Origin of the sequence: Halomarina oriensis (assembly GCF_009791395.1) — an archaeon.
Classification (GTDB): domain Archaea; phylum Halobacteriota; class Halobacteria; order Halobacteriales; family Haloarculaceae; genus Halomarina; species Halomarina oriensis.
In genome coordinates this window covers 118,475-142,748 of record NZ_WSZK01000023.1, presented here as the reverse complement: position 1 = coordinate 142,748, position 24,274 = coordinate 118,475, and the positions used below count along the sequence as shown (strand labels likewise).

The window sequence follows — 24,274 nt, the reverse complement described above, 5'->3', positions numbered from 1 at the left end:
ATACTGCCGTTCGTGGTGGTCGATGCAATGAAGCTTCGCTGGCGGATGCTGCTCGGTGCCGTTTCGGTTCCTCTGGTGCTCCGCGCTCTTGACGTCGTTCTCGGTGGTAACGTCAACACGAGTGTCGCGGTCGGGGCGACCGAGCACTTCCTCCTGCTCGCGCTCGCGACAGCCGAACTCGGTGCGCTGTTGGCTGTAACCTACGAGCGCGGCCTTCGCGTGACCACTGCCATCGTCGGCGCGCTCACGCTCTTCCTCGTCGGACTCTCCTCTCCGAGTTCGTTCTTCGACTCCGAGGCGATGGCACTGTGGACTCTCGCTATTGGTGTCGCCCTCGCCACGCTCGAAGCGACGGTTCGCTCCTCGGACCTGCGCGAGTTCCTCCTGACCCGCCGCGGCGTGTTCTCGCTGGCAGGCGGTGTCGTACTCCTCGGGACTGGCGTCGGCCTCGACCTGCTCGCTCGCGGTCCATCGTCTATCGGGTTCCTCCCCGCCGCTCTCACGTGGGTGGTAATCGGTCCGGGACTGGTGGCCCTCGGAACCTGCGTGGCTGGTGGCTTCTTTCGCCACCGCGTCGTCACACCCCTCCTGGTCCTCGTCGGGTGGACGGGGTGGGCTATCGTCGAGGCGTGGCGTATGAGTGCCGCCGGAGAACTCCCAACGGACGGCTGGTTCGCGCGTTCGCTGGACAGCCTCACGCCGTTTCCCGACTACGTGACGCACCTCCCGTCGCTCTTGACTGTGGTGCTGGCGGTCGTCGCCACAGAACTGCTCGTCAGAGAAGCGATAGTCAGGACCGTCGTTCCGACGGCCCCGACGCCCGAGTGATCAGTCGTCGTCCGCGGCGGGCGGTTCGGCCCGACGCTCGCGTTCGCGCTGCGACCGTGGCCCCTCCAACTCCACCCTCGGCAGGTGGTCACGGAGGTACTGGCCGGTGTACGAGTCGTCGTTCCGGGCGACCGCTTCGGGCGTGCCCTGGGCGACGATTGCGCCGCCGTTCTCCCCGCCTTCCGGGCCGAGGTCGATGATGTGGTCGGCGTTCTTCACGAGGTCGAGTTCGTGTTCGACGACGACGACGGTGTTGCCGCGGTCGGTCAGGCGCTGGAGCACCTCGATGAGTTTGCGCTCGTCGTGGCTGTGCAGGCCCGTCGTCGGTTCGTCGAGCAGGTAGAGCGTCTCGCCGGTGTCTTTCTTCCCGAGTTCCTCGGCGAGTTTGATGCGCTGGGCCTCCCCACCCGAGAGCGTGGTCGAGGGCTGGCCGAGGCGCATGTAGTCCAGCCCCACGTCCTTCAGGAGTTGGAGGCGGCGCTCGATTTGCGAATTCGCCTCGAAGAAGTCGTACGCCTCCTCGACGCTCATGTCGAGCACTTCGGAGATGGTCGCGCCCTTGTAGGTGACGTCGAGCGTCTCGTCGTTGTAGCGCTTGCCGTCACACTCCTCGCAGGGGACGTAGACGTCCGAGAGGAAGTTCATCTCGATTTTGACGGTCCCCTGTCCACCACACGCCTCACAGCGACCGCCCTTGACGTTGAACGAGAACCGGCCGCGCTCGTAGCCGCGCTGTTTGGCGAGTTTCGTGGAGGCGAACAGTTCACGGATGTGGTCGAACACGCCGGTGTAGGTGGCCGGATTGGAGCGAGGCGTCCGACCGATGGGCGACTGGTCGATGAGGCGAACCGTCTCCACCTCGTCGATGCCCTCGATGTCGTCGTGCTCGCCGGGGCGGACGTCGGTGCCGTTCATCCGCTTGACGAGGCCCTTGTAGAGGATGTCGTGGAGGAACGTCGACTTTCCCGACCCCGAGACGCCCGTGACGGCGGTGAAGTTTCCGAGCGGGACCTCGATGTCCAGGTCACGCAGGTTGTGCTGGCGTGCGCCCTTGACCGTCAGGAAGTCCGAGGCCTCGCGGCGGTCGTCGGGGACGGGAATCTGCTTGCGACCCGCGAGGTAGTCGCCCGTGATGGAGTCGTCGGTGTCCATCACCTCCTGGACGGGGCCGTTGGCGACGATCTCGCCACCACGCTTGCCCGGGCCCGGCCCCATGTCGATGACGTTGTCCGCCCGCCACATCGTCTCCTCGTCGTGTTCGACGACGATGAGCGTGTTCCCGAGGTCACGCAGGCCTTCGAGGGTGTTGAGCAGGCGGTCGTTGTCGCGCTGGTGGAGGCCGATAGAGGGTTCGTCGAGGACGTACAGCACGCCCACGAGTCCGGAGCCGACCTGCGTCGCCAGTCGGATGCGCTGGCTCTCGCCGCCCGAGAGCGTCGAGGCTTCGCGGTCCAGCGTCAGATACTCCAGACCGACCTCGGTCATGAACCCGAGTCGGGCGCGGATCTCCTTCAGGATCTCCTCGGCGATGGTCCGGTCGCGGTCGCTCATCCCGTCTTCCATCCCCTCGAAGTGCGCCAGCGCGTCGCCGATGGACTGGCGGTTGACCTCGGTGATGGCGGTGCCGTCGACCAGCACGGCCCGCGACTCGGCCTTCAGGCGGGTGCCGTCACAGGCGGGACACCGCGTCGTCGCCATGTACTCCTCGATGTGCTCGCGGGTGCCCTTCGAGTCCGTCTCGACGTAGCGCCGGTCGAGGTTCGGGACGACGCCCTCGAAGCGTTTCTCCTTCCGCCGAGTGCCGTTCTTCGTCCGGCGCTCGAAGACGACCTTCTCGTTCGTGCCGTAGAGGAACGCCTGCTGGACGGACTCGTCCAACTGCTCGAACGGCGTCGACAGCGAGACGTCGAAGTGCGCCGCGACGGAGTCGAGTCGCGTCTGGTAGTACGACCGCGAGTAGCTCCACGGTTCGAACACGTCCTTCAGCGGTTTCGAGGGGTCCTGCACGACGAGTGCTTCGTCGACCTCCTTCGTCTCGCCGATACCCTCACAGGCGGGACACGCCCCGTGCGGGGAGTTGAACGAGAACGACCGCGTCTCGATTTCGGGCAGGTCGATGCCGCAGTGGGTACACGCGAGGTCCTCGGAGAAGGTGACGACGAGTCGCTCCGTAGCGTCGGCTTCCGCGTCCTCGTCGTCCGCCTCGCCCGTTCCGGCGAGGTCGCCCGTCGAACGGGTCTTCTCGCCGCCGATGTCGACGTTCTCGGGTGGGTCCGGGACGATGAGTTTGAGTGCGCCCTCGGCCTCCTCCAGCGCCGTCTCGACGCTGTCGGTGATACGGGAGCGGGCCTCGGGGCCGATTTTGACGCGGTCGACGACCACGTCGACGGTGTGGAAGTAGTTCTCGTCCAGTTCGGGGCGTTCCGTGGTGAGGTCGTACTCCTCGCCATCGACCTCGACGCGGGCGTAGCCCTCCGCCACGAGGTCGTCGAACAGGTCCGCGAACGCGCCCTTCTGGTCGCGGACGACCGGTGCGGCGATCTTCGCCTTCGTCCCCTCGGGCAACTGGAGGATGCGCCGGACCATGTTCTGGGCGCTCTGCTCGCCGACTTCGCGGCCACACTCGGGGCAGTGCGGCGTCCCGACGCGGGCGTACAGCAGCCGGAGGTAGTCGTGGAGTTCGGTGACGGTCCCCACCGTCGACCGTGGGTTGTTCGCGGCGTTCTTCTGGTCGATGGAGATGGCGGGGGAGAGACCGTCGACGGACTCGACCTGTGGTTTGTCCATCTGGCCCAGGAAGTTGCGGGCGTAGGCGGAGAGCGACTCGATGTAGCGGCGCTGGCCTTCGGCGTAGATGGTCTCGAAGGCGAGCGAGGACTTCCCCGACCCGGAGAGTCCGGTGACGACGGTGAACGCCTCGCGCGGGATGGTCACGTCGACGTCCTTGAGGTTGTGCTCTTCGGCCCCCCGGACCTCGATGTTCTCTTTCATTACGTGCGCCAGGTGCGGGCCGCCTGAAACCCTGTCGGTCACGGAATCGTACTCGACGGCTGACAGTCCCCGGACCGGAGTCCCCGGCCGGAATCGGGCGGTTCTGTGCCCTGTCGTGTCGTCCCGACGACCGACTGTCTCGGTCGGTGACTTGATAGGGACTACGCGAGTACCGTCGTCCATGAGCCAACAGGACGTCATCGGTGGCATCGACCTGACCGACGACCACTACGTCATCAGACAGAGCCTGATTCGCAACAAGTACGCCGTCGAGGACGGGTCCGGAGAGACCGTCCTCAAGGGGAAACAGAAGCTGTTCAAGATGAAAGAGGACTTCCCGTTCACGACGCCCGACGGGGAGACGCTGTTCCGCCTGAAAGCGAAGAACGTCCTCGACATCGCCGGGAGCTACGCCCTCGTCGACGAGCGAACCGGCGACACGTTCGCCGTCGTCGAGAAGGAGTTCACCTTCTTCAAACACAACTACACCATCCGGTCGCCAGAGGGCGACCCGTGGGCACGCATCGAGTCCGAGAGCACGGTGGTCATGGCGCTGAAGTCCCTCTCGGACATCGCCGGTCTGCTCCCGCACACCTACTCCATCAGCGGTCCCGACGGGCGGTCGATGGGCACCATCAAGGAGCGCTTCTCCCTCCGCGACGTCTACGACGTGACCGTCGGCGACACGGGCGACGCCCCGCGTGAGGCCATCGTCGCCGCCGCCTGCGCCATCGACGCGCTCGAAGGGAACTGAGCGGGGTCGGTGTCGCCAGTGTAGGCCCTCGCGGGGATTTTATATCTCTCGGTGACGACGTCGCGTCGTGTCTCCGTCCCTCCCCACCCGCGACCGTATCAGTCCTGTCCACGGGGGTCTCGCCCTCGTGTTCTGTCTCGGTGCCGTCTCACTCCTCTCCGTGACGGATTCGCCGACACCGGTCCTCGTCGCTCTGGTCGTACTGTCGGTCGGTTTCATGCTCACCGGGGTGTTCGACACCGTCCGCGAACACCCGCTGTACGACCTCGCGTCGGCCGCTCACGCCGTGGTCGTCTTCGGCCTCCTCTTCGTCGCCAGTGGGTACGACCCGTCGTTCGCGGCGTTCGGCCCACTGTCGGCGGTGTTCGCGGTCCTCAGCGTCCTCGCGTTCGCCGTCGAGTGCTACAACTACCGCAACGGCACCTCCTACCTCCGGGTCGACCGGGGGGACGCCGACTCCCGGTAGTCGACCGACGGATACAGTTATGCCCTCGTCTCCGCGAGTGAGCGCATGGCGACCGAATCCGGTGGCGACGACCACGCGGACGGCGAGTCGAACGAGATGAACGCGCAGGGTATCGGTGTCGGTATCGCCCTCGGTGTCGGTATCGGCGTGGCGCTCGGTGTCGCTACGGACGATGTCGGACTCTGGTTGCCCATCGGCGTCGCCATCGGGGCGGCGCTCGGCGCGGCGTTCAGTCGGGGTGTCTCGGACGACGAGTGAGCGGCGTCGCGGAGATTATCCCGACGGCACTCCTCTCACTACCCGATGATGGCTCCGACACACCTGCTGGTGGGTCTCGCCGTCGGCAGCGTGTCGCTCGTCGTCGCCCCGGCCCACACGACGTCCGCGTTCGTCGCCGGAGCGCTCGGCGGCCTCGCGCCGGACCTCGACGCCGTGGTCGGCACCCACCGCAGGACGCTTCACTTCCCCGTCTACGGGTGGGTCGTCGCTCTCCCCGCGGTCGTGCTGGCCGTCCTCGTCACCGCCTCCTGGTCGGTCGCACTGGCCACGTTCTGTGTCGCGGCCGCGCTCCACCCACTGCTCGACTGGGCCGAGGGTGACGCGGGGTGGCGTGGCTGGGAGCGCACGAGCGACCGGGCGGTCTACTGCCACGCGACGAGCGAGTGGCTCGTCGCCAGGCGGTGGGTCCGGTACGACGGTGCCCCCGAGGACCTCCTCGTGGCGGCACTGCTCGCCGGCGGCCTCTGGACCGTCACGACGGGAACGGTCCGGTGGGTCGTCCTCGCCTCGCTCGTCGCCGGGGCGGGTTACGCGCTCGTCCGACGCCGCGTCCCGGACGCCGTCGAGCGCTTCAGGGCACGCACGTAGCCCCCTGATACGCCGGGGCTACGCTTGTTGCCACCGCCACTTAGCCGACGGCTTTCGGACCATCTGACAGTCATGAGGACGTTGGAGAACCGGTTCGGTGGTGTCGGTGGCAAGCGACTCGCGGCGGTCGGGGTCGTCGCACTCGCAGCGGTCGTGCTGGCGAGCGCCGGCCCCGTCTCGCTCCCGTCGGGCGTCGACGTGCGGACCGTCGGCACGATGCTCGCACTGGCGTTCGTCGCCTTCGCCTGCCGGGGAATCGCGCTCCGTGGCGTCCTCGACGTGCTCGGAACCCGCGTCGGGCGGCTTCGGGCTATCGGTGTCTTCCTGGCGACGACGTTCGTCGGCTGTCTCGCCCCGTTCGGGAAGGCCGCCGCCGGCCCCGTCAGCGGCCTGCTCGTCTCCTCGGCGACCGACACGGGCTACGAGGAGAGTCTCGCCGCCGTCGTCACCGTCGACGCCGTGGTGAGCGTCGTCGGCCTCTCGCTCGCCCTCGCCGGTCTCGGCGGCAGCGTCCGTGCCGACCCGCGCATGCTCCTGGCGCTCCCGGTCATCGCCGTCCTCGCGGGCGGCGCGTGGCAGGTGCGCGACCGCCTCGTCGGTGTCGCCGGTCGCGTCGTCGCGGTCCCGGTCCGCCTCGTCTGCCGGGTCGTCCCCTCGAAGACGCCGCCCTCGACGGCGGCCGTCACCGACCGCGTCGAACGGGTCGTCGAGTCCGTCGAACTCGTCGCCCGCTCGCCTCGCCGCCTCGCCAGCGTCGTCCTGTTCGTCGCCGTCGGACAGGTCGCCGCCGCGGCCTGCCTCTGGCTGGCACTCGACGCCGTCGGAACCGCCGTCGCCTTCCCGCTCGTCCTCGGCGTCCTCCCGCTGGCCGGCGTCGGGACGCTCGTCCCCTCGCCCGGCGGCACCGCGGGCGTCGAAGCGGCGCTCATCGGCCTCCTCGTCTCGTTCGCGGGCGTCGCGGTGCCCCCGGCGTCGGCGGCCGTCCTCCTCTACCGGACCGCGACGTTCTGGGCACCGCTCCCCGTCGGCGGACTGGCGACGCTCGCGCTCGGTGGACGTGACGCCATCAGCGCCGCACGCGGCTCCGTCGCCGAACAGGCGGCGTGACCGCACCGTCTCTCCGGGCCTCGGCTTCGGGCGACGGTTCGCCGGAGGTTCGACATGCCAACAGATAAGTCACTCCTCTCGAACCGTCTCGTGTATGAGCAACCCCCTCCAGAAGCCCGTCGTGCACTACGGGATGGGCCTGCTGAGCGCCGCCGTCCTCCTGTTCGTCGCGTTCCAGTTCCTCGATGGAACGGCCCGGTACGTCGTCGTCGTGATGGCGGCGCTCGAAGTCACCGTCGTCCCGCAGATTCTCAAACGCGCCGGCGAGCAGTCCGAACCGAAGGAGACGGCCTGAGTCGCCGACGCGGTAGGTCGATGCTCTCCTCGCTCACGGCTTCGGTCTCACACGTCCTCGGGGAGCCATCCACCGTCGACTTCGACGTTCTCCCCGGAGATGTACTCGGAGTCCTCGTCACAGAAGAACCGCACCGCCTGCGCGAGGTCGTCGTAGGTCGCCCACCGGCCGCGTGGCGCGTCGTCGGGGAACTCGTCGGAGTTCTCGACGACGTACGGTGAGACGGCGTTGACGGTGACGCCGTCGTCCTGCGTATCGGCGGCGAGCATCCGCGTGAACATCAGGACGCCGGCTTTCGCCACGAAGTACGGGAAGTTCTTCGGGTCCACGAGACCCTTCTCCGCGGAGGCGTAGCCGACGTTGACGATACGGCCCCACTCGGCCTCGCGCATCGGGCCGAGCGCGCGCTTCGAGCAGAGGACGGTCCCGTCGAAGTTCGTCGCCACGACCGTCTGCCAGCGGTCCCACTCGATGGCCTCCCAGTGGGAGGGGGCGAACGCGCCGACGTTGTTGACCAGCACGTCGACGCTCCCGAGGTCGGCCTCGACGGCGGCGAACAGGTCGTCGACGCTCTCGGGGTCGGTGACGTCACCGCCGACGACGGCCGTCTCGACGCCGTGTCGACGGGCCGTCGCGGCCACCTCCCGTGCTTCGTCGTCGCTCGTGTTGTAGTGGACGGCCACGTCCGCACCGCACTCGGCCAGCGAGTCGGTGAGCGCCGCGCCCAGTCCCTTCGCACTCCCGGTGACGAGCGCCACGCGCCCGTCGAGGTCGGGTCGAATCATACCGAACGTCCGGGCGTTCACGGCAAAGCGACGACGGTTGCGGCGGGCGGGTCCGGAGTCTCACGACGGACCACACGGTCCGTTCTGCCGGGTCGCTCGCTGAAACGTTTACCCGGAACCGAGGTAATGTGTGGAGGATTTATCTGGTGTGACGTTGGTGGTAGGGACAATGGCCTACTACGTGGGCGTCGACCTGGGGGCGACGAACGTCCGCAGCGTCGTCGCCGACGCCCAGGGGGAGGTGGTCGGCAGCGCACGACGTTCGACACCCACCGGACCGTCGGGTATCGCGGTCACCGAAGCCGTCCTCGCCACGATTCGGGAGGCGTGTTCGGACGCGGACGTCCAGCCCCACCGCATCACCGCGGCGGGCATCGCCTCCATCGGGCCGCTCGACCTCGCGGCGGGCACGGTCGAACAGCCGGCGAACCTCCCGGACAGCATCGACCGCATCCCCCTGACCGGGCCGGTCGAGAACCTCGTCGACAGCGAGGACGTGTTCCTCCACAACGACACCATCGCCGGACTCATCGGCGAACGGTTCTACGGCCCACGAACTCCCGACGACGTGGTCTACCTCACGATGTCGACCGGTATCGGGGCGGGCGTCGCCGTCGACGGCAACGTCCTCAACGGCTGGGACGGCAACGCCGGCGAGGTGGGACACATGACGCTCGACCCGCACGGCCACATGACCTGTGGCTGTGGCTCGCCGGGGCACTGGGAGGCGTACTGCTCGGGCAACAACATCCCCCGGTACGCCCAGCACCTCGCCGAACGCGAGGACATCTCGACTGACCTCCCGATGGCCGACCTGCGCGCCGAGGACGTCTTCGCGGACCAGACCGACCCGCTGGCTCACCGCACGCTCGAACGGGTCGCCGACTGGAACACGCAGGGCATCGCGAACGTCTGCCACGCCTACGCCCCCATCGTCGTCTACCTCGGCGGGTCCGTCGCGCTGCACAACCCCGACACCATCCTCGACCCCATCCGCGAGCGCCTCGACGACCACCTGCTCGTCAACGTCCCCGACGTCGAACTGACGACGCTCGGCGACGAGGTGGTCGTCAAGGGAGCGCTCGCCAGCGCACTCACCGGCGGGACGGGCGAGCGCCGCCGTCACTCCTGAGGCACTCCTCGACGCTCCCGTGTCGCTCTCGAACCTGGCAGTCTCACGACCACAACTGATACACGGGACGACTGCCGACACCGAGCATGGAGTCCTCCGACGGTCACAGTCGTCGCACCGTCCTCCGGTCGCTCGGCGCTGTGGCGACGCTTCCCGCCCTCTCTACGCTCGCCGACGTCGCCGTGGCGACGCCAGCACAGGACGACTACGGTCCGCTCGGCCGCCTCGCCGTCGACGGCACCACCGAAGCCGTCGTCTCGGGTGACGTGGCGTATCTCGCCGTCACGGACGGGTTCGCCACCGTCGACGTGAGCGACCCGGCCTCTCCCTCGCTGCTCGCCGAGGAGCGGGGTCTCCTCACGGGCCGCGAGAACGGCCCGCTCCAGCAGGTGTGGGACGTCAAGGTCGAGGACGACCGCCTGCTCGTCGCCGGCCCCGCGAACGGCCGGCAGGACGCGGTGAACGCGCTGGTCCTCTACGACGTGGCCGACCCCGCCAGCCCCGAACGGGTCGGCGTCTACGAGACCGAGTCGGCGAACCACAACGTCTTCCTCGCGGACGGCGTCGCCTACCGGCCGAACAACTACGCGAACGGCACGGAGAGCGAGAACGAACTCGTCGCCATCGACGTCGAGGGCGGCGAGGAACTCGGTCGCTGGTCGCCGGTCGACGCGGACCCGGCGTGGGGTGACGTCTTCACCGGCCTCCGACCGCTCCACGACCTGTACGTCCAGGACGGCGTCGCCTACCTCGCGTACTGGGACGCCGGGACGTGGCTGCTCGACGTGAGCGACCCCGCCTCGCCGTCGGTCGTCTCGCGTGTCGGCCCGTACGACCCCGCCGACCTCAGCGGACTCTCCCAGGGGGAGGCGCAGGCCGAGAACTACCAGCCACCGGGCAACAGCCACTACGTCGCCGTGAACGACGACGCCTCGCTGCTCGGCGTGGGCGTCGAGTCGTGGGACGTCGACCCCGACGACGCCGTCGGCGGGCCGGGCGGCGTCACGCTCTACGACATCTCCGACCCGGCGAGTCCGCGGGAACTGTCGACCATCACCCCACCACCGTCCGACGACCCGACGCTCGGCGGCGTCTGGACCACCTCGCACAACTTCGACTTCGCGGGGGACCGTCTCTACACCTCCTGGTACCGCGGCGGCGTGAAGGTGTTCGACGTGAGCGACCCCGCCCGTCCCGGCGTCCTGCGGGAGTGGGCCGACCGCGAGGCGATGAGCTTCTGGACCGCACAGGCGCTCACGCCCGGCGAGACGTTCGTCGGGGCCGCCGAGAACCACCGGAGCAATCCCGGACAGTTCGAGGGGCTCGTGGTCTTCCCCGACGCGCCCGCCGACGAGCAGTCGACGCGGACGCAGACGCCGGTGGCGACGGACGACGGAACGACGGACGACGGCTCCGTAACGCCCTATCCGCCGCCGCCGACGTACTCGTCCGAGACGGTTACCACCACCGGGGCGGAGACGACCGACGAATCGTCGGGCTTCGGCCCCGGATTCGGCGTCGTCGCCGGAATCGCGGGAACCGGTCTCGCCGCGTGGCGACTGCTCGGAAAGCGAGACGACGAGGGGTGAGCGAACTCAGCGCAGTGCGCTCTCGACGGCGCTCGCCACCGCGCGGGCCTTCTCGGCGAGCGGTTCGGGGACCTCGCCCGCGGCCACCGCCTCGTCCAGTTCGTCGTCGTCGACCCGCTCGACCCGACCGTCGGCGTGTTTCACCACGTCGACGTGCAGGTCGACGTAGCGGGCCACGTCGGGGAACAGTTCGACCGGCGTACAGACGTTGACGTACGTCCCGCGACGCTCGCCGTCGCTGCCGCGGTAGACGGTCGGGTACCACCACCGACCCTCCTGAAGCTTCGTGACGGCCACGTCGCCGGCCCGCCGTTCGACACCCAGCGCGTCGTAGGTGCCGCCCGGCGTCATCCCGCGTTCGAGCGTCAGCCTCCCGACCGGGTCGTACTCGGTCACCTCGCCGCGTCCGAGGAGGATGAGTCGGCCCGACGGCTTGCCGTGGCCGAGCGCCAGTCCGTCGCCCTCGCGGGGACCGAACTGTCGGGTGAGCGCGGCGAACGGGAACTCACCGCCCCCGTCGGCGTCGGCACAGACCGCCTCCGCGAAGTCGACGGCGGCGCTCGCGGCGTTCGTCGCGGCCTTCGCGCGGTGGTGGCCGGCCATCGTCGGCGTCACCTCGCGGCGCAGGTCGTCGAGGGCGAACCGGGACTCGCGGCCGAACCAGACCCACGTCGTCGCCCGACCGTCGGTCAACCGAGCGGGGGCCGCGTCTTCGGTCGCTTCCGGGAGTGCATCGAGGACCGCGGCTCGCTCGTTGAGGCGCTCGACGGTCGCCGTCAGCGCGTCGAGGTCCGCCTCGTCGGCCCGGCCGTCCCACCGAATCGTCCAGCCGTCGCGGGGGTCCGTCGGCAACAGGGAGGCGAGTTCGACGCCGCCCGTGGTCCCGCCGCCCTCGCCGCGGACGAGCCTGGCGAGTTCGCCCTCGACGGTGAGGCCGGTCGTACAGACCGGCCGGTCGTCGCTCCACGGAGCGGTCGCCTCGTGGACCTGTACACGGAGGCTCTCGCCCGCGTCCACCTCGTCGTCCACGTTCGAGAACGGCAGCCAGCCCTGCGTCTCGCCCAGGTCGAGGACCGCGCCGCTCCGGTTCGTCTCCGCCACCCGCGCGTCGAACACCGCGCTTTCGGGGGTCGAGTCGGGCCACGTCAGCGTGTCGACGCCCACCGATTCGAGGCGTCGAACGACCGACGCGACGGCTTCCGACCCGCCCGAGACGCCGACGCCCTGTCGGTCGTCGGTCGTCCTCACGGTCGCTCCGGCGGGTTCGACCGGGAACGTCGCGTCGAAGCGCTCCCGGATGGGTTCGGAGGCCTGGACGACGCCGACGTCGTCGTGGAGCAGTCGTGTGAGCGCGGTGGTGTAGATACCCCGGACGCGGACGGTCATAGGCCGTCGCGGTCGGCGGCGAACTTCGTCCGGGTGTTCACCGTGGGACCGAGCGTCAACTCGACGAGGCCGTCGTCGAGCGGTCGCCCTCCCTCGACCGGGACGCCCCACGTCTCGAACTTCAGGTAGCCGCGGATGCTGTCGGCGTGGGTGTAGCAGTCGAGGTGGTCGACGGTGTGTTCGACCACGCCGCCGGCGCTGTGTGCGAGGTCCATGTCCGAGTAGACCGTCTCGTTCCCCTCGAAGAACGCGACGAGGGCGTCGGCGTCCTCCCGAGTGAGTGCCTTGACGCGTTCGTCGGCGGTGCGAATCTCGTCGGTCGAGAGGCCCGCGTCCCGGAGGGCCTGCTGGGTCCGACTGTCGAAGTGCATGCCACCGGTTCGACGCCAGCACTCGAAAAGCCAACGAACACGCCGTGGGGCGTAGAGTTAGAAGGCTGGCCCTCGTCACTGCCGCTATGCCAAAACGTGACCCGGTCGAAGCCCGGGCCGACCGTTCACGCGACCTCTATGACATCGCCACGTGGGAGCCACGCTCGTCGCTCGATCGGGTCGCCGTCGGCTTCTATCGCGTCGCGGTCGCCGCCGGCAAGTGGCTGCTCGTGCTGCTGGCACTGCTGTTCACGGTCGTCATCGGTGCGGCCGGAGCGCTCGCGAGCCCCGTCATCCTCGGTCTGACGCTGCTGTCGGCGGTGCCGGCGCTCGCACTCGCCGTCTACGTCTACCGAGCGGACATCACCAGCGGCGAACCGCTGACACTCGTCGTGGTGACGTTCTTCCTCGCCATCGTCTTCGCTAGCTTCGCCGCCATCGTCAACGGCGTCTTCGGCGGCCTGCTCGGTGTCAGTGCCGGCGGTCAGGAGGACTCGGTCCTCGCACTCGCTGGCTCGGTCGTCTTCTTCTTCCTCGTCGTCGGCCCCATCGAGGAGACGGTGAAGATACTCGCCGTCCGGTTCTTCGCGTTCCGGAGCGACCGCTTCGACGCCGTCGTCGACGGCGCGGTGTACGGTGCCGTCGCCGGCCTCGGCTTCGCGTTCGTCGAGAACGCCATCTACATCCAGCGCTCGGCGGGCGAGTCGCTCGCGCTCGGTGCCCCCGAACAGGCGCTCGCACAGGCCAGTGCGACCACGGCGGTCCGTTCGCTCGCCGGTCCCGGCCACGTCGTCTACTCCGCGTTCGCCGGCTACTACCTCGGCCTGGCGAAGTTCAACCGCGAGAACGCCGGTCCTATCATCGCCAAGGGTATCATCATCGCCGCGCTCATCCACGCGACGTACAACTCGCTGGCGACGGTCGCACTCCCCGGTATCCTCGACGCGCTCGCCGTCCCGCAGCTCGTGGGCTACTTCGGGTTCGTCGTCGTCTTCCAGGGGTTCTTCGGCTACCTGCTCTACCGGAAGATCAAGGCGTACACGAGAGCGTACCGGGACGTCCTCAGCGACGCGGAACGCTCCGAACGCATCGGCGTCGACCGAACCGAGTTCGACGGATAGAGCTCACGGTCCCCGTTCAGACGTCCAGGTCGACCGGGTCGAGGCCCGTCTCCTCACAGAGGATGGTGAGTTCGTCGGCGCGTTCACCGACCTCCTCCGGGACGTGCGAGTCGGTTCCGAGCGTGAACCCGACGTCGTACTCCCGGAGCACCTCGAAGAACCGCGGTGCGGGGTGGAGCTCGCCGTACTCACGCAGGACGCGCCCGGCGTTTATCTCGGGGACGGTTCGGGACGCGGCGAACGCCTCGGCGACCCGCTCGTAGTGGTCGTCGGTGGCGAACCCGCGCAGAGCGGCGGTCCGTTCCAGCAGGTCCGGGTGGGCGGCCACCTCGAACAGTTCCGACTCGACGAGGGCGACGAGCGTGTCGTAGTAGTCGTCGACCACGTCACGCCGCTCGCTCTCGCTCATCTCCCGGAACGGCGCTCCCGACTGGACGTTCCGGTCGTCGATGGTGTGGACGCTCCCGATGGCGTAGTCGAAGTCTGCGGTGTCGAGGAAGTCGGCGATACGGGCCTCCTCGTCGGGGAGGTAGTCCATCTCGACGGCGTCGTAGACCCGGAGGTCGAACTCGTCCTCGATGGCCTCGATGCCGGCCCGCCGCTGTTCGTACGTCCTGTCGAGGGTGAACCCGAAGACGTGCTTCTCGCGCTGTTGGGGGGTGCGAGCGGAGACGTTGCAGTGGTCGGCGAACCCCAACCCGTCCAGTCCGGCCTCCTCGGCGGCGCGACACATCCGCCAGAGAAACGAGCCGTCCGAGTAGTTCGAGTGGACGTGGTAGTCGTGCACGTCGACCCCGAGGACGGCGGCCGACAAAAGCGTGCGGTGGATGCCCCGAGACGGCTCTCGGGGACTCTCACTCGCTTCGCTCGGTCCGAATCTCCCTACTCCTCACGGCTCACACTGTTCGCCGTTCGGAATCCCGTGGGTCTCGCGCTCCGGAAGACTCGCTCTGCTCGTCTTCCGTGCTCCCGTTCGTCTCACTCGCGGGAACTCCGAACCACGCTACTCCTCGCGGTTCCCGCTGGTCACCGCTCGGGGGTCGGAGATTCTCACTCGCTTCGCTCGGTCCGAATCTCCCTACTCCTCACGGGTCGCTACCGCTCCCCGTTCGGTTTTTTGAGACGCTCGCACCGCGAGCGTCTCCCTACTCCTCGTCGTCGTCCGCCGGCGCGTAGTAGTACTCGCCGGCGTTCTTCTGTTCGCGGTCGAGCTGGCTGCCCGGCTTGTTGATACGCGGGCGACTGGTGCGCTGGTCCCGGCGGAACGTGATGTCCAGATTGGAGAGGAACCGGTTCATCCCCTCGCGCATCCCCACTGGAGGGGAGGTCTCGCCGCGGACGGCGGGTTCGCCGTCGAACACCATCAGGCGGTCCGACAGCAGGTCGATCATGTAGATGTCGTGGTCGATGACCATCGCCGTCGCGTCGTGGTTCTCGGTGTACCGACGGATGGCGCGGGTGGCGAGCACCCGCTGTTCGACGTCGAGGTGGGCCGAGGGTTCGTCGAGCAGGTAGAGGTCGGCGTCCTTCGAGAGACACGCCGCGATGGCCACCCGCTGGCGCTCCCCGCCGGAGAGGTCGGTGAGGTTCTGCTCCATGATCTGGCCCAACTGGAGCGGGTTGGCGATTTCGGTCTCCCAGTACGAGGAGCCGAACTGGTCGGTGATGGACGCGAGGAACGCGTCGACACGCATCGGCTGGTCGATGTCGACGTACTGCGGCTTGTACGAGATGTCCAGTCGGGTGTCCAGTTCGCCCTCGGTCGGTTCGAGACGGCCCGCCAGCAGTTTGGCGAACGTCGACTTCCCGATCCCGTTCGGGCCGACGACGCCGAGCACCTCGTTCTCCCGGATCTCGCCGGCCTCGACGTCGAGGGTGAACTCGTCTTCACCGTAGGACATCGTGAGGTCCGGATAGGTGGCCAGCGCTTCGCCTTGGTACGACGAGCGTGGCGCGTGGCGCTCGAACTCGATGGCCTCCGGGCGGATGCGCATGTTCTCGTTCTCGAGGTAGCCCGAGAGGTACTGGTTGATGCCCTGGCGCGTCGACTTCGGTGGCGTGATGACACCGAACGCGCCGGGTTCACCGTAGGCGACGTTGAGCGAGTCGGCCAGCAGGTCGAGCACCGCCAAGTCGTGTTCGACGACGAGCATCGACCGGTCGCCGTCCTCGGCGAGTTCTCGGATGAGACGCGCGGCGGTGACGCGCTGGCCGATGTCCAGATAGGGGGTGATCTCGTCGAGGAAGTAGAAGTCGGCGTCACGCGCGAGCGTGGCCGCGAGCGCGACTCGCTGGAGCTCTCCCCCGGAGAGCGTGTCGATGGCCTGGTCGACGACCGGGCCGATGGAGAGCCGCTCGACCAGGTCCGCCATCACGCCGCGTTCGTCGACCGATTCGAGCAGTTGGCGGGTGTTGCCGTCGAACTGATCCGGAATCTTGTCGACGTACTGTGGTTTGCGCGCGACGGTGACGTCGTCGGCCTGCACGCCCTCGAGGTAGTTCTGGAGCTCTGTCCCCCGGTACTCGTCGATGACCGCGTCCCAGTCGGGGTCGACGCTGGGGTCGCCGAGATTGGGCGTTATCTCGTCGGCGAGGATGCGGACGGCGGTGGTCTTCCCGATACCGTTCGGTCCGAGGATGCCCGTCACCTGCCCGTCCTGTGGGGCCGGGAGGCCGTAGAGCGCGAAGGCGTTCTCGCCGTAGCGGTGGACCGGTTCCTCGTCGAGTTCCTGCGGGAGGTTGATGATCTCTAGCGCGTCGAACGGGCACTTGACGACGCAGATACCACAGGACTCGCCCAGACAGATGTCCTCGGAGATAGACACCTGGTCGGGGTCGCCCTCGTAAGTGTCGTCGCCGTGGCGCTCCTCGCGCGTGACGATGCACTCCTTGCCCGTCCGGTTGGGCGGGCAGTAGTTGGCGCACTCGTAGTTACAGCGGTCGGGCTGGCACCTGTCGAGGTCGACGACCGCGATGCTGTCGTCGGCCATTACAGGGTGACGCCCGCGGTGAAGAGGATGGTCAGCGTGACGAACCAGAGCGCGAACGTCATGAACGCGACGTAGAGGTAGTCCTTCGCGGAGAAGTCCGTTTTGATGCCGGTGAACTGGAGCACCGGGAACTGGACGGCGATAGCCGCGACGAGGGCGAAGACGACCGCCGTCTCGGTCGGGCCGGACGTCGTGACGTACGACCCGAAGGCGGCGGCGATGCCCAGCAGGGCGGACAGCGCCGTCACGGTGATGCCCCTCACGTGGGCATCGAAGCGTTCGACCGTGTCGGTAGCCATGAGAGAATCTGGTCGGTGCGGCCGCAAAAGCCGTTCGGTCCGTTCGTGCCCGACGTATCCGAATTCCGACGCCCGGGTCAATCTTTATGCGCTGTCCACGTGTCTATTTATATCGAAATGAGCGACTCTTCCGCCGAGGGACTTTCCGACCTGCCGCCGAGCGCGAAACTCGTCTATAAAGTGCTCCAGTACAACGGGCCGCTGACCCAGAAGGGTATCGTCGAGGAGTCGATGCTCTCGGCCCGAACCGTCCGCTACGCACTCGAACGACTCGAAGGCATCGAGGCCGTCGACGAGGACGTCTACTTCGCCGACGCTCGACAGAACCTGTACGAGATCACGCCTGCTGCAGCGGAACCGGCCGACGCCAAGGCCGTCGGCGACGACTGACCCCTCGAACGACCGGGCAGGGCACCCGGTGGTGAGCGCCACCGACCGACAGTCACCTCCGTTATCTCACGCCGCCGAGCGGCCGCTCCGGTCGGGGCCGGTCACTCCTCGACACGGACCCGGTCTCCGGCCTCGACGCCGTCGAACGCGCCGGCGGGCGCTTCGACCACGGTGTCGGCGAGCGCCCGCCCGTAGCCGACCCACGAGCGGAGCGTCGTCACCTGCTGGACGACGCCGTCACACGTCCAGCAGGCGTCGATAGGGAACGGGACGAACAGCATGTGGAGGCCGCGCCGTCGCTGGCTTCCGAACCGGAAGACGAGCGCGTAGTCCTCCGGAACCGAGCGGCGGAACATCAGCCCCCGACCCTGTGCGAGGGGGCCGTCGGCCGTCTCGACGTCGCTGGCGAGGACCCGACCCGACTGGTGGACGACGCGCATGGTCGCCACTGTGCCAGCGGGACCAAGAACCGAGCGGTTCGTCCGGAGCGGCCAGCAAGGTTGAAACCGACGCGGCCGCAGTCACCGACATGGAGAAGACGCCGCTCGGCACCGCCGTCGGCGTGGACGACCCGTACGACTACGTCGAGCGGTGTGACCACGTCACCGACGACGGGAAGTGTCGCTACGCGTTCGAGCACGCCGACTCGAACTCGAAGTTCTTCCGCGCGCTCCGCGACCACGACTACGTCTGTCCGGTCGTCGCGGACGACGGCCCGGACTGGGGGTGGGCCGACTGCCCACAGTTCCGGTGTACGAACCGGTCACGCGAGTGCGTTCGGTGCGGACTCGAGGAGGTTCGGATGGCCCACGACGGGGACCGACCGCTGCTCGAAGAGCACCACCTGTCGTATCGCGGCGACGAGGACGGCGAGGTGACCCACGAGATAACCGTCTTCCTCTGTCGGTGGTGTCACGCGAAGGTCCACGACTCGTTCGCCCGTATCGACGACGACGCGACCCCGACGCCCGAGGCACTCGCCGACCGCGAGGCGCGGCGCTCGCGGGAACTCGACGAACTCGGCTTCGAGTCGGCGGCCGACCGGTTCCGAGACTGACCGCTGTGGGTGGCTGTTGTCGATAGAACTACACTGTGGGATGCCGGTGCTTGCGAGTCGCCGGTAGTTCAGTCGTCGTCGGCGGCGTCGACCGCTGTCGTGCTCTCCGCGACCAACTCGTTCCGGCGGACCTTCGAGACGTCCTCGACGAGCGAGGCGATGCGCGTCCCGACGCCACCGTCGCTCACGACGGCGGTCTCCTCCTGGACGGTCGGGAGCGGTTCGTCGATGACGCTCAACAGGACGGCGTGGTCGTCGACGAGCAGCGTCCGACCGAGCGTCGTCCCGTCCTCGCGGGTCGAGACGAACACCTGTGCGCCGGGTACCTCCGACTCGACGCGGTGTCGGACCGCAGGCGTCGGGGCGTCGACGAGCGTCGTGACCCCGGCGTCGAGCGCACGCTGGATCCACGCCAGCGAGATGTCGACGACGTGGTCGTCCTCGGGGAGCACGACGACCACCTCGCGCTCCGCGCGGTCGACGAGTTCGTTCCCGCGTTCGGTGACGTTCTCGCGTCCCGAGACGGTCCAGAACTCGTTGTCGCCGTTGTGCGGCGACACCTGGAGTTCCGTGAGGTTCTCACCGGCGGTTTCGAGGTGGTTGGTGAACTCGTTCTCGAGCGTCTGGATGGCGGTGTCGACCGAGACGCCGCGATACTTTCGTGGGTTGGACTCGCGGATGTCGACGAGGCCCCGGTTCTGGAGTTTCTCGAGGGAGTCGTAGACGCGAGAGCGTGGAACGCTCGCTACCTTACTCACCTCCTTGGCCGTCCCTTCGGAGAGTTGGACGAGTGCGACGAAACATCTCGCCTCGTACTCTCGAAGGCCGAGGGACTCGAGGGACTCGACCGCTCGTGTCCGGTGTTCGTTCGTGGGCATTGAATTGAATTGAATCGAAGTGGCTCTTTTCAGCTGACGCCGAACCGCACGATGCGGCGTAGTTGAGCAGACAAGATACGTATCGAACCTGTGCATATAAACGTACGTCCTGCTCTCGCAGGCACTCTCTCGCCGGCGTACACGCCTCGTCGCTCGCCCACGACGAGCGGGGGTCCTGTCGGTCCGGGTTCAGGGGGGTTTTTATCGCCTCACCGTCGTATCTCGGACAATGACGCGCATCGTCGTGGTGGACAACCACGGGCAGTTCACCCACCTCGAAGGCCGCGCGCTTCGTGACGTCGGCGTCGAGGTGGCCATCGTCGACAACGAGACGCCACCCGCCGACGTCGACGCCGACGGCATCGTCCTCTCGGGGGGCCCCGACATGGACCGGACCGGCAACAGCACGGAGTACCTCGAGCACGGCGTCCCGGTGTTCGGTATCTGTCTCGGGATGCAGGCGATGGCCGACGCCCTCGGCGGTCGGGTCGAATCGGGCGAGTACGGCGGCTACGCCGACGTCACCGTCGACATCCTCGACGAGGCGGACCCGCTGGTCGGGTCGCTCGCCCCCGAGACTCGCGTCTGGGCGAGTCACGCCGACGAGGTGGTCGAGGTCCCCGAGGGGTTCTCCCGAACGGCCGAGAGCGACGTCTGCGGTGTCGAGGCCATGAGCGACCCCGACCGTGACCTCTACGGCGTCCAGTGGCACCCGGAGGTCGCACACACGGAACGGGGACAGGAGGTCTTCGAGAACTTCGTCGCGCTCTGTGAGTAGATGACGGTCTCAGGGGGCGGTCGCGGATGACGGCGACGCAGGGTGACCTCGCGGCGCTCTCGCGGTTCATCTTCCGTGCACCACGATGGTACGCGAGCGTCGGGTTCGCGTTGCTCATCGCCGCCGTCACCGGCGTCGCCGCCTTCGACTCGCGGTTCCTGCTCGAGGACGCCTGGCAGGGCGTCTTCTTCATCGGCATCCCGACGCTCGCGGCGAGCGTCCTCACCCCCTGGGTCGACCGGCGACTCGACGGACAGTTGACGCCGAACAGAGCGTCGTTGCTCGCGCTGTTCTGTGAACTCGTCACCGTGGGCCTGCTGACGCTCGCCGCCGTCGTCGTCGTCGTCTCGGACCCGCTCCCCCTCTTGCCGCCGCTCGGACAGGGGTTCGTCTTCGACGTGTTGCTCGTCGCCCTCGCCAGCATCTTCGCCGTCCGCCTGTTCGTCTCGATGGCCGTCTCGGGGCACCGACTCCTGTGGGCCGTCGTCCCCGCGAGCATCCAGACGCTCGCCGGCGGCCTCCTGCTGTTCGTCTACAGCGGGACGATGACCTACCTCGAAATCGGCGGCCCGCTGACGCGGTCGTACCTCTCGCGGCCCGAACAGGCCCCCGAGGCGTTCTCGGCGTTCGTGCCGGGCGACTTCGTCGTCCTCGCCGTCATCTGTGCGCTCTACGCCGCGTCGACGTGGCTGTTTCTCGTCATCATCGACCAGCCCTGGAAGCGGAGTCTCGGCGTCAGCGTTCTGGAGTTCATCCGGGGGTTCATCGGCCACATCGCCGAAGGCTCACGCGAACTGGAGGACTTCTTCGAGCAGTTGGGCGAGGAGGCCGTCGTCCCCGTCACCGTCCTCTCGTTTCGCCGGACCACCGAGGACGGCACGCGGGGCACCGAGAAAGCGCGATTCGTCCTCCCGATGATCCACCCCGGTCCGATGGGCGAAATCGGTGGTGGGAACCTTCCACAGCGGGTCGCCGCCTCGACCGAAGGGCTGGGGTTTCCGCCCCACGCCACCGCCGGCCACGACTTCAACCTCGTCACCGAGCGAGAGGTCGACACCGTCATCGACGCCGCGAACCGGGCGGCCGAGCGCGTCGAGTACGCCGAACGCGCCACCGCGAGCCAGCAGGTCACACGCGGGGAGGTGGGCGTCCTCGCACAGGCGTTCGGTGACGACGCCCTGCTCGTCACGAGCTACGCCCCGAACTACGCCGACGACGTGGACTACGCCGTCGGTCTGTCGGCGGCCGCCGAGGCTCGCGCGGGCGGCCTGCGCGAGGCGATGGTCGTCGACGCTCACAACTCCAACAACGGCCTCTCCGGACCGGACCTCGGCCACGTCACGCCGGGTAGTCAACGCTCGTTCGACATGCTCGGGGCGGCCCGGACGGTCGGTATCGAGTTGGGGGACGCTCCGCGACAGCGCCTCCGACTCGGTGTGGCCTGGGACCGGACCGACTGGACGCCGACGGACGGCATCGGGCCGCTCGGTGTCCGTGTCGCCGTCGTCGAGGCCGGCGAGCAGCGGACGGCGTACGTTCTGGTCGACGGCAACAACATGGAGCCGGGACTCCGTGACACGCTGGTCGACGCCATCACCAGCCACGTCGACGCGGCGGAGGTGATGACCACCGACACACACATCGTCAACACTATCGAGGCGGACAATCAGGTCGGCGCGGCCATCGACCACGAGGAACTGGAGGCGCTCGTCGTCGGCCTCGTCGACCGGGCGGTCGCGGACCTCGAACCGGTCGTCGGCGGGATGGCCAGCGAGCAGGCCCGTGTGACGGTGTTCGGCAACGACCGCACCGAGACGCTCGCCTCCCACGCCAACGCGATGATCTCGATGGGTGGGGCGCTCGCCGCCGCGTTCGTCATCGGCGTCACGGCGGTCAGCGTCCTCGTCTTCTTCCTCGCCTGAGCCGGCCGTACTCGTCGGGAACACCGGCGTGTGGCGGTCTCGGTCGTCGACGCTGGCGACGCGATCGTTCGCACCCGACGAGAGGCGAGGACAGATTTATTATCGTGGTGTGCTATATCATACCTGTATGGCGACCAACGGCGACGTGTTCGACGAGTTCTTGGAGCAGCGTGGGCACCGGACTGAAGCGCCGAGTTGGGACCAAGCGTACAACAAGAAACAGTGCCCGGAGTGTATGGGGCTCCACGACGTGGCCGCCACCGAGTGCAGCGTCTGTGGGTGGACGCCGAACTGAGGCGGACCCCCCGCGGTTCTCTCGCGTTCCCGTCCTGCCGAGCGACGGGTTCGTTCGGCGCTCTGGTTCCGTCCTCCAAGCCACGTCACTTATACGGCAGCGCTTCTATCCACGTTCAATGACGGACACGCAGGTTACCCGGCTGTTCGGCGGTCCGGGGTGCGGGAAGACGACGGCGCTCCTCGACCGTGTCGATACGCTTCTGGACGAGGACGTCGACGTCAACGATATCCTCGTCGTCTCCTACACCCGCGCTGCGGCGGCCGAAATCCGCGAACGACTCGCAGAACGACTCGACTGTAGCCCACGGGCGCTCCGTGGCAACGTCGCCACGATGCACGCGAAGGCCTACGAACTGCTCAACCTCTCGCGTGGCGACGTCGTCGGCGAGAAGGACAAGAAGGAGTTCTGTGAGGACTACGGGCTGGAGTTCGAAGACGAGTACGAGGCCTCTCGCCGTCGGTCCTCGCGTTCGACGACGATGGGGAACAAGCTCATCGCCACCAGTCAGTGGCTCCAGCGGACCCGCCGCGACGTCGCCGACTGGTACGACGTCCCGTTCCAGTGGAACGTCGACGAGGTGCGCCTCCCGCCGGACGTCGACCCCAACGCTCAGACGGGCAACAAGTACACCCCGACGTGGCCCTCCTCGGACGAGCGGCTCGACGTGCCGGAGGCTATCCGAGCGTGGCGCAAGTACAAGGGTGACAACGGTCTCGTCGGCTTCGCGGACATGCTCGAACGCGTCAAGCAGCGCTCGCTGCTGCCGAACGTCGACTACCTCGTCATCGACGAGTTCCAGGACATCACGACGCTCCAGTACCAGGTCTACGAGGAGTGGAAACCCCACATGGAGAAGGTGCTCATCGCCGGCGACGACGACCAGGTCGTCTACGCGTGGCAGGGCGCGGACCCCCATCTCCTGCTCAACGAGGTCGGCGAGGACGTCATCCTCGACACCTCCTATCGGCTCCCCTCGCGCATCCTGAACGTCGTCAACCGCGAGATCGACCACGTCACCGAGCGCCAGGAGAAGGACTTCCTGCCGCGCAAGGAGGGCGGGCGCGTCGAGGCCGTCTCGAGCCCCTCGATGTACGACCTCGTGCGGAACATCCGTGCGACCATCGAACAGGACGAAGAGGGCGACGTGATGCTCCTGTTCCGGGCGCGCTACCAGATGTTCCAGTTCATGGACGAGTTCATCTCCTACGGCATCCCGTTCCAGGCGCTCACCGACCAGCGGATGTGGACGGACCGGTTTACGGACTACGTCGAGGCCATCGAGCGTATGGAAGACGGCGAGGACATCAACGGGTTGCAGGCCCGTCGACTCGCCGAGATGCTCGACTCCGCCGCGTTCGGCACCGGCGAACGCGACGACCTGTTCGACGCCATCGACGAGTTACAGGAGCGTCAGAACGTCGAGGACCTCACCGAGATGACCGTCGACGAGTCGTTCATCAAGGACTACGCGCCGTTCGCCCCCGACCGTGCCTCCGCGGCGGACATGGTCCGGAAGGTCACCAACTACCAGAAGCGCTCGCTGAAGGCGTACGTCTCGGGTGACTACCAGGACGTCGACCGCTCGCGGGTCCGTGTGGGGACCATCCACTCCGCGAAGGGCCGTGAGGCCGACCACGTCTTCGTCGGTACCGACCTCACCGAGAAGGTCGTCGAGCAGATGGCGGCGACCATCGAGGACGAGAACCCCGAGGGTGCAGCGGCGTTCGCGGAGTCGACCAACCCCGTCCCCTGTCTCACCGACAACGAGCGCCGGGTGTTCTACGTCGGGATGTCCCGCGCCCGTGAGCGTCTCGTCCTGCTGGAGAACCTCATCGACGGCGCGCCGACCCTGCCTATCGACGTCCTGCTCCACAACGAGTTGACCGGCCGCGACCTGGACGACCTGATGACCGAGGCGCAGGAACCGCCCGCAGTCCAGTAGCGCGACCGTCCCCCCGTCGAACCGCCCG

General features: G+C 67.9%; 25 protein-coding genes. 16 read left to right on the top strand and 9 right to left on the bottom strand.

Annotated elements, in window-relative coordinates:
- The first annotated feature begins 27 nt into the window (after nt 1–27).
- A complete protein-coding gene (locus GQS65_RS13870; RefSeq protein ID WP_158205224.1) occupies nt 28–828 on the top strand; it encodes a hypothetical protein in 801 nt (266 codons plus the stop codon).
- Here the strand turns inward: GQS65_RS13870 and uvrA are convergent, their stop codons facing one another.
- Nucleotides 829–3,819 carry an excinuclease ABC subunit UvrA gene (uvrA, locus tag GQS65_RS13865; protein ID WP_158205223.1) on the bottom strand — a complete coding sequence of 997 codons (2,991 nt, stop codon included), beginning with the start codon at nt 3,817–3,819 and terminating at the stop codon, nt 829–831.
- Nucleotides 3,820–4,000: 181 nt separating this feature from the next.
- Here uvrA and GQS65_RS13860 point away from each other — a divergent pair, with 181 nt between their 5' ends.
- From GQS65_RS13860 to GQS65_RS13835, 6 genes are all read left to right on the top strand, one after another.
- A complete protein-coding gene (locus GQS65_RS13860) occupies nt 4,001–4,573 on the top strand; it encodes an LURP-one-related/scramblase family protein (RefSeq protein WP_158205222.1) in 573 nt (190 codons plus the stop codon).
- A 67-nt stretch (nt 4,574–4,640) separates the two neighbouring features.
- Nucleotides 4,641–5,039: a phosphatidate cytidylyltransferase gene (locus GQS65_RS13855; RefSeq protein ID WP_158205221.1), complete on the top strand. Its 399-nt coding sequence runs from the start codon at nt 4,641–4,643 to the stop codon at nt 5,037–5,039.
- A gap of 45 nt (nt 5,040–5,084) precedes the next feature.
- A complete protein-coding gene (locus GQS65_RS13850) occupies nt 5,085–5,297 on the top strand; it encodes a hypothetical protein (RefSeq protein ID WP_158205220.1) in 213 nt (70 codons plus the stop codon).
- Nucleotides 5,298–5,342: 45 nt separating this feature from the next.
- Nucleotides 5,343–5,906, top strand: a complete 564-nt coding sequence (locus tag GQS65_RS13845) for a metal-dependent hydrolase (RefSeq protein WP_233265134.1) — start codon at nt 5,343–5,345, stop codon at nt 5,904–5,906.
- A gap of 72 nt (nt 5,907–5,978) precedes the next feature.
- On the top strand, nt 5,979–7,013 hold the full coding sequence (locus GQS65_RS13840) for a lysylphosphatidylglycerol synthase transmembrane domain-containing protein (RefSeq protein ID WP_158205219.1): 1,035 nt from the start codon (nt 5,979–5,981) through the stop codon (nt 7,011–7,013).
- A gap of 94 nt (nt 7,014–7,107) precedes the next feature.
- The gene (locus GQS65_RS13835) at nt 7,108–7,308 is read left to right on the top strand and encodes a hypothetical protein (RefSeq protein ID WP_158205218.1); all 201 of its coding nucleotides are present in this window, start codon (nt 7,108–7,110) and stop codon (nt 7,306–7,308) included.
- A 47-nt stretch (nt 7,309–7,355) separates the two neighbouring features.
- Here the strand turns inward: GQS65_RS13835 and GQS65_RS13830 are convergent, their stop codons facing one another.
- Nucleotides 7,356–8,093: an SDR family NAD(P)-dependent oxidoreductase gene (locus tag GQS65_RS13830; RefSeq protein WP_158205217.1), complete on the bottom strand. Its 738-nt coding sequence runs from the start codon at nt 8,091–8,093 to the stop codon at nt 7,356–7,358.
- A gap of 169 nt (nt 8,094–8,262) precedes the next feature.
- Between GQS65_RS13830 and GQS65_RS13825 the strand changes: the two genes are divergently transcribed.
- Together GQS65_RS13825 and GQS65_RS13820 are read left to right on the top strand one after the other, a co-directional pair.
- Entirely contained in the window at nt 8,263–9,225 is a 963-nt protein-coding gene (locus tag GQS65_RS13825) for an ROK family protein (RefSeq protein WP_158205216.1), read from the top strand.
- A gap of 86 nt (nt 9,226–9,311) precedes the next feature.
- Nucleotides 9,312–10,814, top strand: a complete 1,503-nt coding sequence (locus GQS65_RS13820) for an LVIVD repeat-containing protein (RefSeq protein WP_158205215.1) — start codon at nt 9,312–9,314, stop codon at nt 10,812–10,814.
- Between the two features lie 6 nt (nt 10,815–10,820).
- Here GQS65_RS13820 and GQS65_RS13815 read toward each other — a convergent pair whose 3' ends face one another.
- On the bottom strand, nt 10,821–12,200 hold the full coding sequence (locus tag GQS65_RS13815) for a DUF402 domain-containing protein (protein WP_158205214.1): 1,380 nt from the start codon (nt 12,198–12,200) through the stop codon (nt 10,821–10,823).
- A complete protein-coding gene (locus GQS65_RS13810; protein ID WP_158205213.1) occupies nt 12,197–12,571 on the bottom strand; it encodes a DUF7532 family protein in 375 nt (124 codons plus the stop codon). The genes GQS65_RS13815 and GQS65_RS13810 overlap by 4 nt, the downstream gene beginning before the upstream one ends.
- Before the next feature lie 86 nt (nt 12,572–12,657).
- Between GQS65_RS13810 and GQS65_RS13805 the strand changes: the two genes are divergently transcribed.
- Nucleotides 12,658–13,692: a PrsW family intramembrane metalloprotease gene (locus GQS65_RS13805; protein ID WP_158205212.1), complete on the top strand. Its 1,035-nt coding sequence runs from the start codon at nt 12,658–12,660 to the stop codon at nt 13,690–13,692.
- A gap of 16 nt (nt 13,693–13,708) precedes the next feature.
- Here the strand turns inward: GQS65_RS13805 and GQS65_RS13800 are convergent, their stop codons facing one another.
- From GQS65_RS13800 to GQS65_RS13790, 3 genes are all read right to left on the bottom strand, one after another.
- The gene (locus GQS65_RS13800) at nt 13,709–14,479 is read right to left on the bottom strand and encodes a PHP domain-containing protein (RefSeq protein ID WP_368280182.1); all 771 of its coding nucleotides are present in this window, start codon (nt 14,477–14,479) and stop codon (nt 13,709–13,711) included.
- A 358-nt stretch (nt 14,480–14,837) separates the two neighbouring features.
- On the bottom strand, nt 14,838–16,682 hold the full coding sequence (locus tag GQS65_RS13795; RefSeq protein WP_158205211.1) for a ribosome biogenesis/translation initiation ATPase RLI: 1,845 nt from the start codon (nt 16,680–16,682) through the stop codon (nt 14,838–14,840).
- Nucleotides 16,682–16,981, bottom strand: coding sequence for an EMC6-like membrane protein (locus tag GQS65_RS13790; protein WP_158205210.1), 300 nt, complete (start codon nt 16,979–16,981; stop codon nt 16,682–16,684). Before GQS65_RS13790 ends, GQS65_RS13795 begins: the two co-directional genes overlap by 1 nt.
- A 117-nt stretch (nt 16,982–17,098) precedes the next feature.
- Here GQS65_RS13790 and GQS65_RS13785 point away from each other — a divergent pair, with 117 nt between their 5' ends.
- Nucleotides 17,099–17,371 (top strand): ArsR family transcriptional regulator, encoded by a 273-nt coding sequence (locus GQS65_RS13785; RefSeq protein WP_158205209.1) that lies wholly within the window; start codon nt 17,099–17,101, stop codon nt 17,369–17,371.
- A gap of 101 nt (nt 17,372–17,472) precedes the next feature.
- Here GQS65_RS13785 and GQS65_RS13780 read toward each other — a convergent pair whose 3' ends face one another.
- Nucleotides 17,473–17,811, bottom strand: coding sequence for a DUF192 domain-containing protein (locus GQS65_RS13780; protein ID WP_158205208.1), 339 nt, complete (start codon nt 17,809–17,811; stop codon nt 17,473–17,475).
- Between the two features lie 89 nt (nt 17,812–17,900).
- On the opposite strand from GQS65_RS13780, the gene GQS65_RS13775 reads away from it, so the two are divergent.
- On the top strand, nt 17,901–18,428 hold the full coding sequence (locus GQS65_RS13775) for a DUF7097 family protein (RefSeq protein WP_158205207.1): 528 nt from the start codon (nt 17,901–17,903) through the stop codon (nt 18,426–18,428).
- Nucleotides 18,429–18,496: 68 nt separating this feature from the next.
- Here the strand turns inward: GQS65_RS13775 and GQS65_RS13770 are convergent, their stop codons facing one another.
- On the bottom strand, nt 18,497–19,306 hold the full coding sequence (locus GQS65_RS13770) for a TrmB family transcriptional regulator (RefSeq protein WP_158205206.1): 810 nt from the start codon (nt 19,304–19,306) through the stop codon (nt 18,497–18,499).
- A gap of 229 nt (nt 19,307–19,535) precedes the next feature.
- Between GQS65_RS13770 and GQS65_RS13765 the strand changes: the two genes are divergently transcribed.
- The 4 genes from GQS65_RS13765 to GQS65_RS13755 all read left to right on the top strand — a co-directional run bounded on the left by GQS65_RS13765 (nt 19,536) and on the right by GQS65_RS13755 (nt 24,246).
- Nucleotides 19,536–20,084, top strand: coding sequence for a GMP synthase subunit A (locus GQS65_RS13765; protein WP_158205205.1), 549 nt, complete (start codon nt 19,536–19,538; stop codon nt 20,082–20,084).
- A 26-nt stretch (nt 20,085–20,110) separates the two neighbouring features.
- Nucleotides 20,111–22,006: a DUF2070 family protein gene (locus tag GQS65_RS13760; RefSeq protein WP_158205204.1), complete on the top strand. Its 1,896-nt coding sequence runs from the start codon at nt 20,111–20,113 to the stop codon at nt 22,004–22,006.
- A gap of 127 nt (nt 22,007–22,133) precedes the next feature.
- Entirely contained in the window at nt 22,134–22,301 is a 168-nt protein-coding gene (locus GQS65_RS21435) for an HVO_0416 family zinc finger protein (RefSeq protein WP_199268467.1), read from the top strand.
- 118 nt (nt 22,302–22,419) lie between these two features.
- On the top strand, nt 22,420–24,246 hold the full coding sequence (locus GQS65_RS13755; protein WP_158205203.1) for a UvrD-helicase domain-containing protein: 1,827 nt from the start codon (nt 22,420–22,422) through the stop codon (nt 24,244–24,246).
- Nucleotides 24,247–24,274 lie beyond the last annotated feature (28 nt).

Excerpts from the sequence above, each read along its gene's own strand:
- GQS65_RS13790 (WP_158205210.1), bottom strand. The coding sequence starts at position 16,981 with ATGGCTACCGACACGGTCGAACGCTTCGATGCCCACGTGAGGGGCATC.
- GQS65_RS13820 (WP_158205215.1), top strand. The coding sequence starts at position 9,312 with ATGGAGTCCTCCGACGGTCACAGTCGTCGCACCGTCCTCCGGTCGCTC.
- GQS65_RS13830 (WP_158205217.1), bottom strand. The coding sequence starts at position 8,093 with ATGATTCGACCCGACCTCGACGGGCGCGTGGCGCTCGTCACCGGGAGT.
- GQS65_RS13805 (WP_158205212.1), top strand. The coding sequence starts at position 12,658 with ATGCCAAAACGTGACCCGGTCGAAGCCCGGGCCGACCGTTCACGCGAC.
- GQS65_RS13860 (WP_158205222.1), top strand. The coding sequence starts at position 4,001 with ATGAGCCAACAGGACGTCATCGGTGGCATCGACCTGACCGACGACCAC.
- uvrA (WP_158205223.1), bottom strand. The coding sequence starts at position 3,819 with ATGAAAGAGAACATCGAGGTCCGGGGGGCCGAAGAGCACAACCTCAAG.
- GQS65_RS21435 (WP_199268467.1), top strand. The coding sequence starts at position 22,134 with ATGGCGACCAACGGCGACGTGTTCGACGAGTTCTTGGAGCAGCGTGGG.
- GQS65_RS13870 (WP_158205224.1), top strand. The coding sequence starts at position 28 with ATGAAGCTTCGCTGGCGGATGCTGCTCGGTGCCGTTTCGGTTCCTCTG.
- GQS65_RS13810 (WP_158205213.1), bottom strand. The coding sequence starts at position 12,571 with ATGCACTTCGACAGTCGGACCCAGCAGGCCCTCCGGGACGCGGGCCTC.
- GQS65_RS13765 (WP_158205205.1), top strand. The coding sequence starts at position 19,536 with ATGACGCGCATCGTCGTGGTGGACAACCACGGGCAGTTCACCCACCTC.
- GQS65_RS13815 (WP_158205214.1), bottom strand. The coding sequence starts at position 12,200 with ATGACCGTCCGCGTCCGGGGTATCTACACCACCGCGCTCACACGACTG.
- GQS65_RS13785 (WP_158205209.1), top strand. The coding sequence starts at position 17,099 with ATGAGCGACTCTTCCGCCGAGGGACTTTCCGACCTGCCGCCGAGCGCG.
- GQS65_RS13850 (WP_158205220.1), top strand. The coding sequence starts at position 5,085 with ATGGCGACCGAATCCGGTGGCGACGACCACGCGGACGGCGAGTCGAAC.
- GQS65_RS13755 (WP_158205203.1), top strand. The coding sequence starts at position 22,420 with ATGACGGACACGCAGGTTACCCGGCTGTTCGGCGGTCCGGGGTGCGGG.
- GQS65_RS13775 (WP_158205207.1), top strand. The coding sequence starts at position 17,901 with ATGGAGAAGACGCCGCTCGGCACCGCCGTCGGCGTGGACGACCCGTAC.
- GQS65_RS13780 (WP_158205208.1), bottom strand. The coding sequence starts at position 17,811 with ATGCGCGTCGTCCACCAGTCGGGTCGGGTCCTCGCCAGCGACGTCGAG.
- GQS65_RS13840 (WP_158205219.1), top strand. The coding sequence starts at position 5,979 with ATGAGGACGTTGGAGAACCGGTTCGGTGGTGTCGGTGGCAAGCGACTC.
- GQS65_RS13825 (WP_158205216.1), top strand. The coding sequence starts at position 8,263 with ATGGCCTACTACGTGGGCGTCGACCTGGGGGCGACGAACGTCCGCAGC.
- GQS65_RS13795 (WP_158205211.1), bottom strand. The coding sequence starts at position 16,682 with ATGGCCGACGACAGCATCGCGGTCGTCGACCTCGACAGGTGCCAGCCC.
- GQS65_RS13760 (WP_158205204.1), top strand. The coding sequence starts at position 20,111 with ATGACGGCGACGCAGGGTGACCTCGCGGCGCTCTCGCGGTTCATCTTC.
- GQS65_RS13835 (WP_158205218.1), top strand. The coding sequence starts at position 7,108 with ATGAGCAACCCCCTCCAGAAGCCCGTCGTGCACTACGGGATGGGCCTG.
- GQS65_RS13845 (WP_233265134.1), top strand. The coding sequence starts at position 5,343 with ATGATGGCTCCGACACACCTGCTGGTGGGTCTCGCCGTCGGCAGCGTG.
- GQS65_RS13770 (WP_158205206.1), bottom strand. The coding sequence starts at position 19,306 with ATGCCCACGAACGAACACCGGACACGAGCGGTCGAGTCCCTCGAGTCC.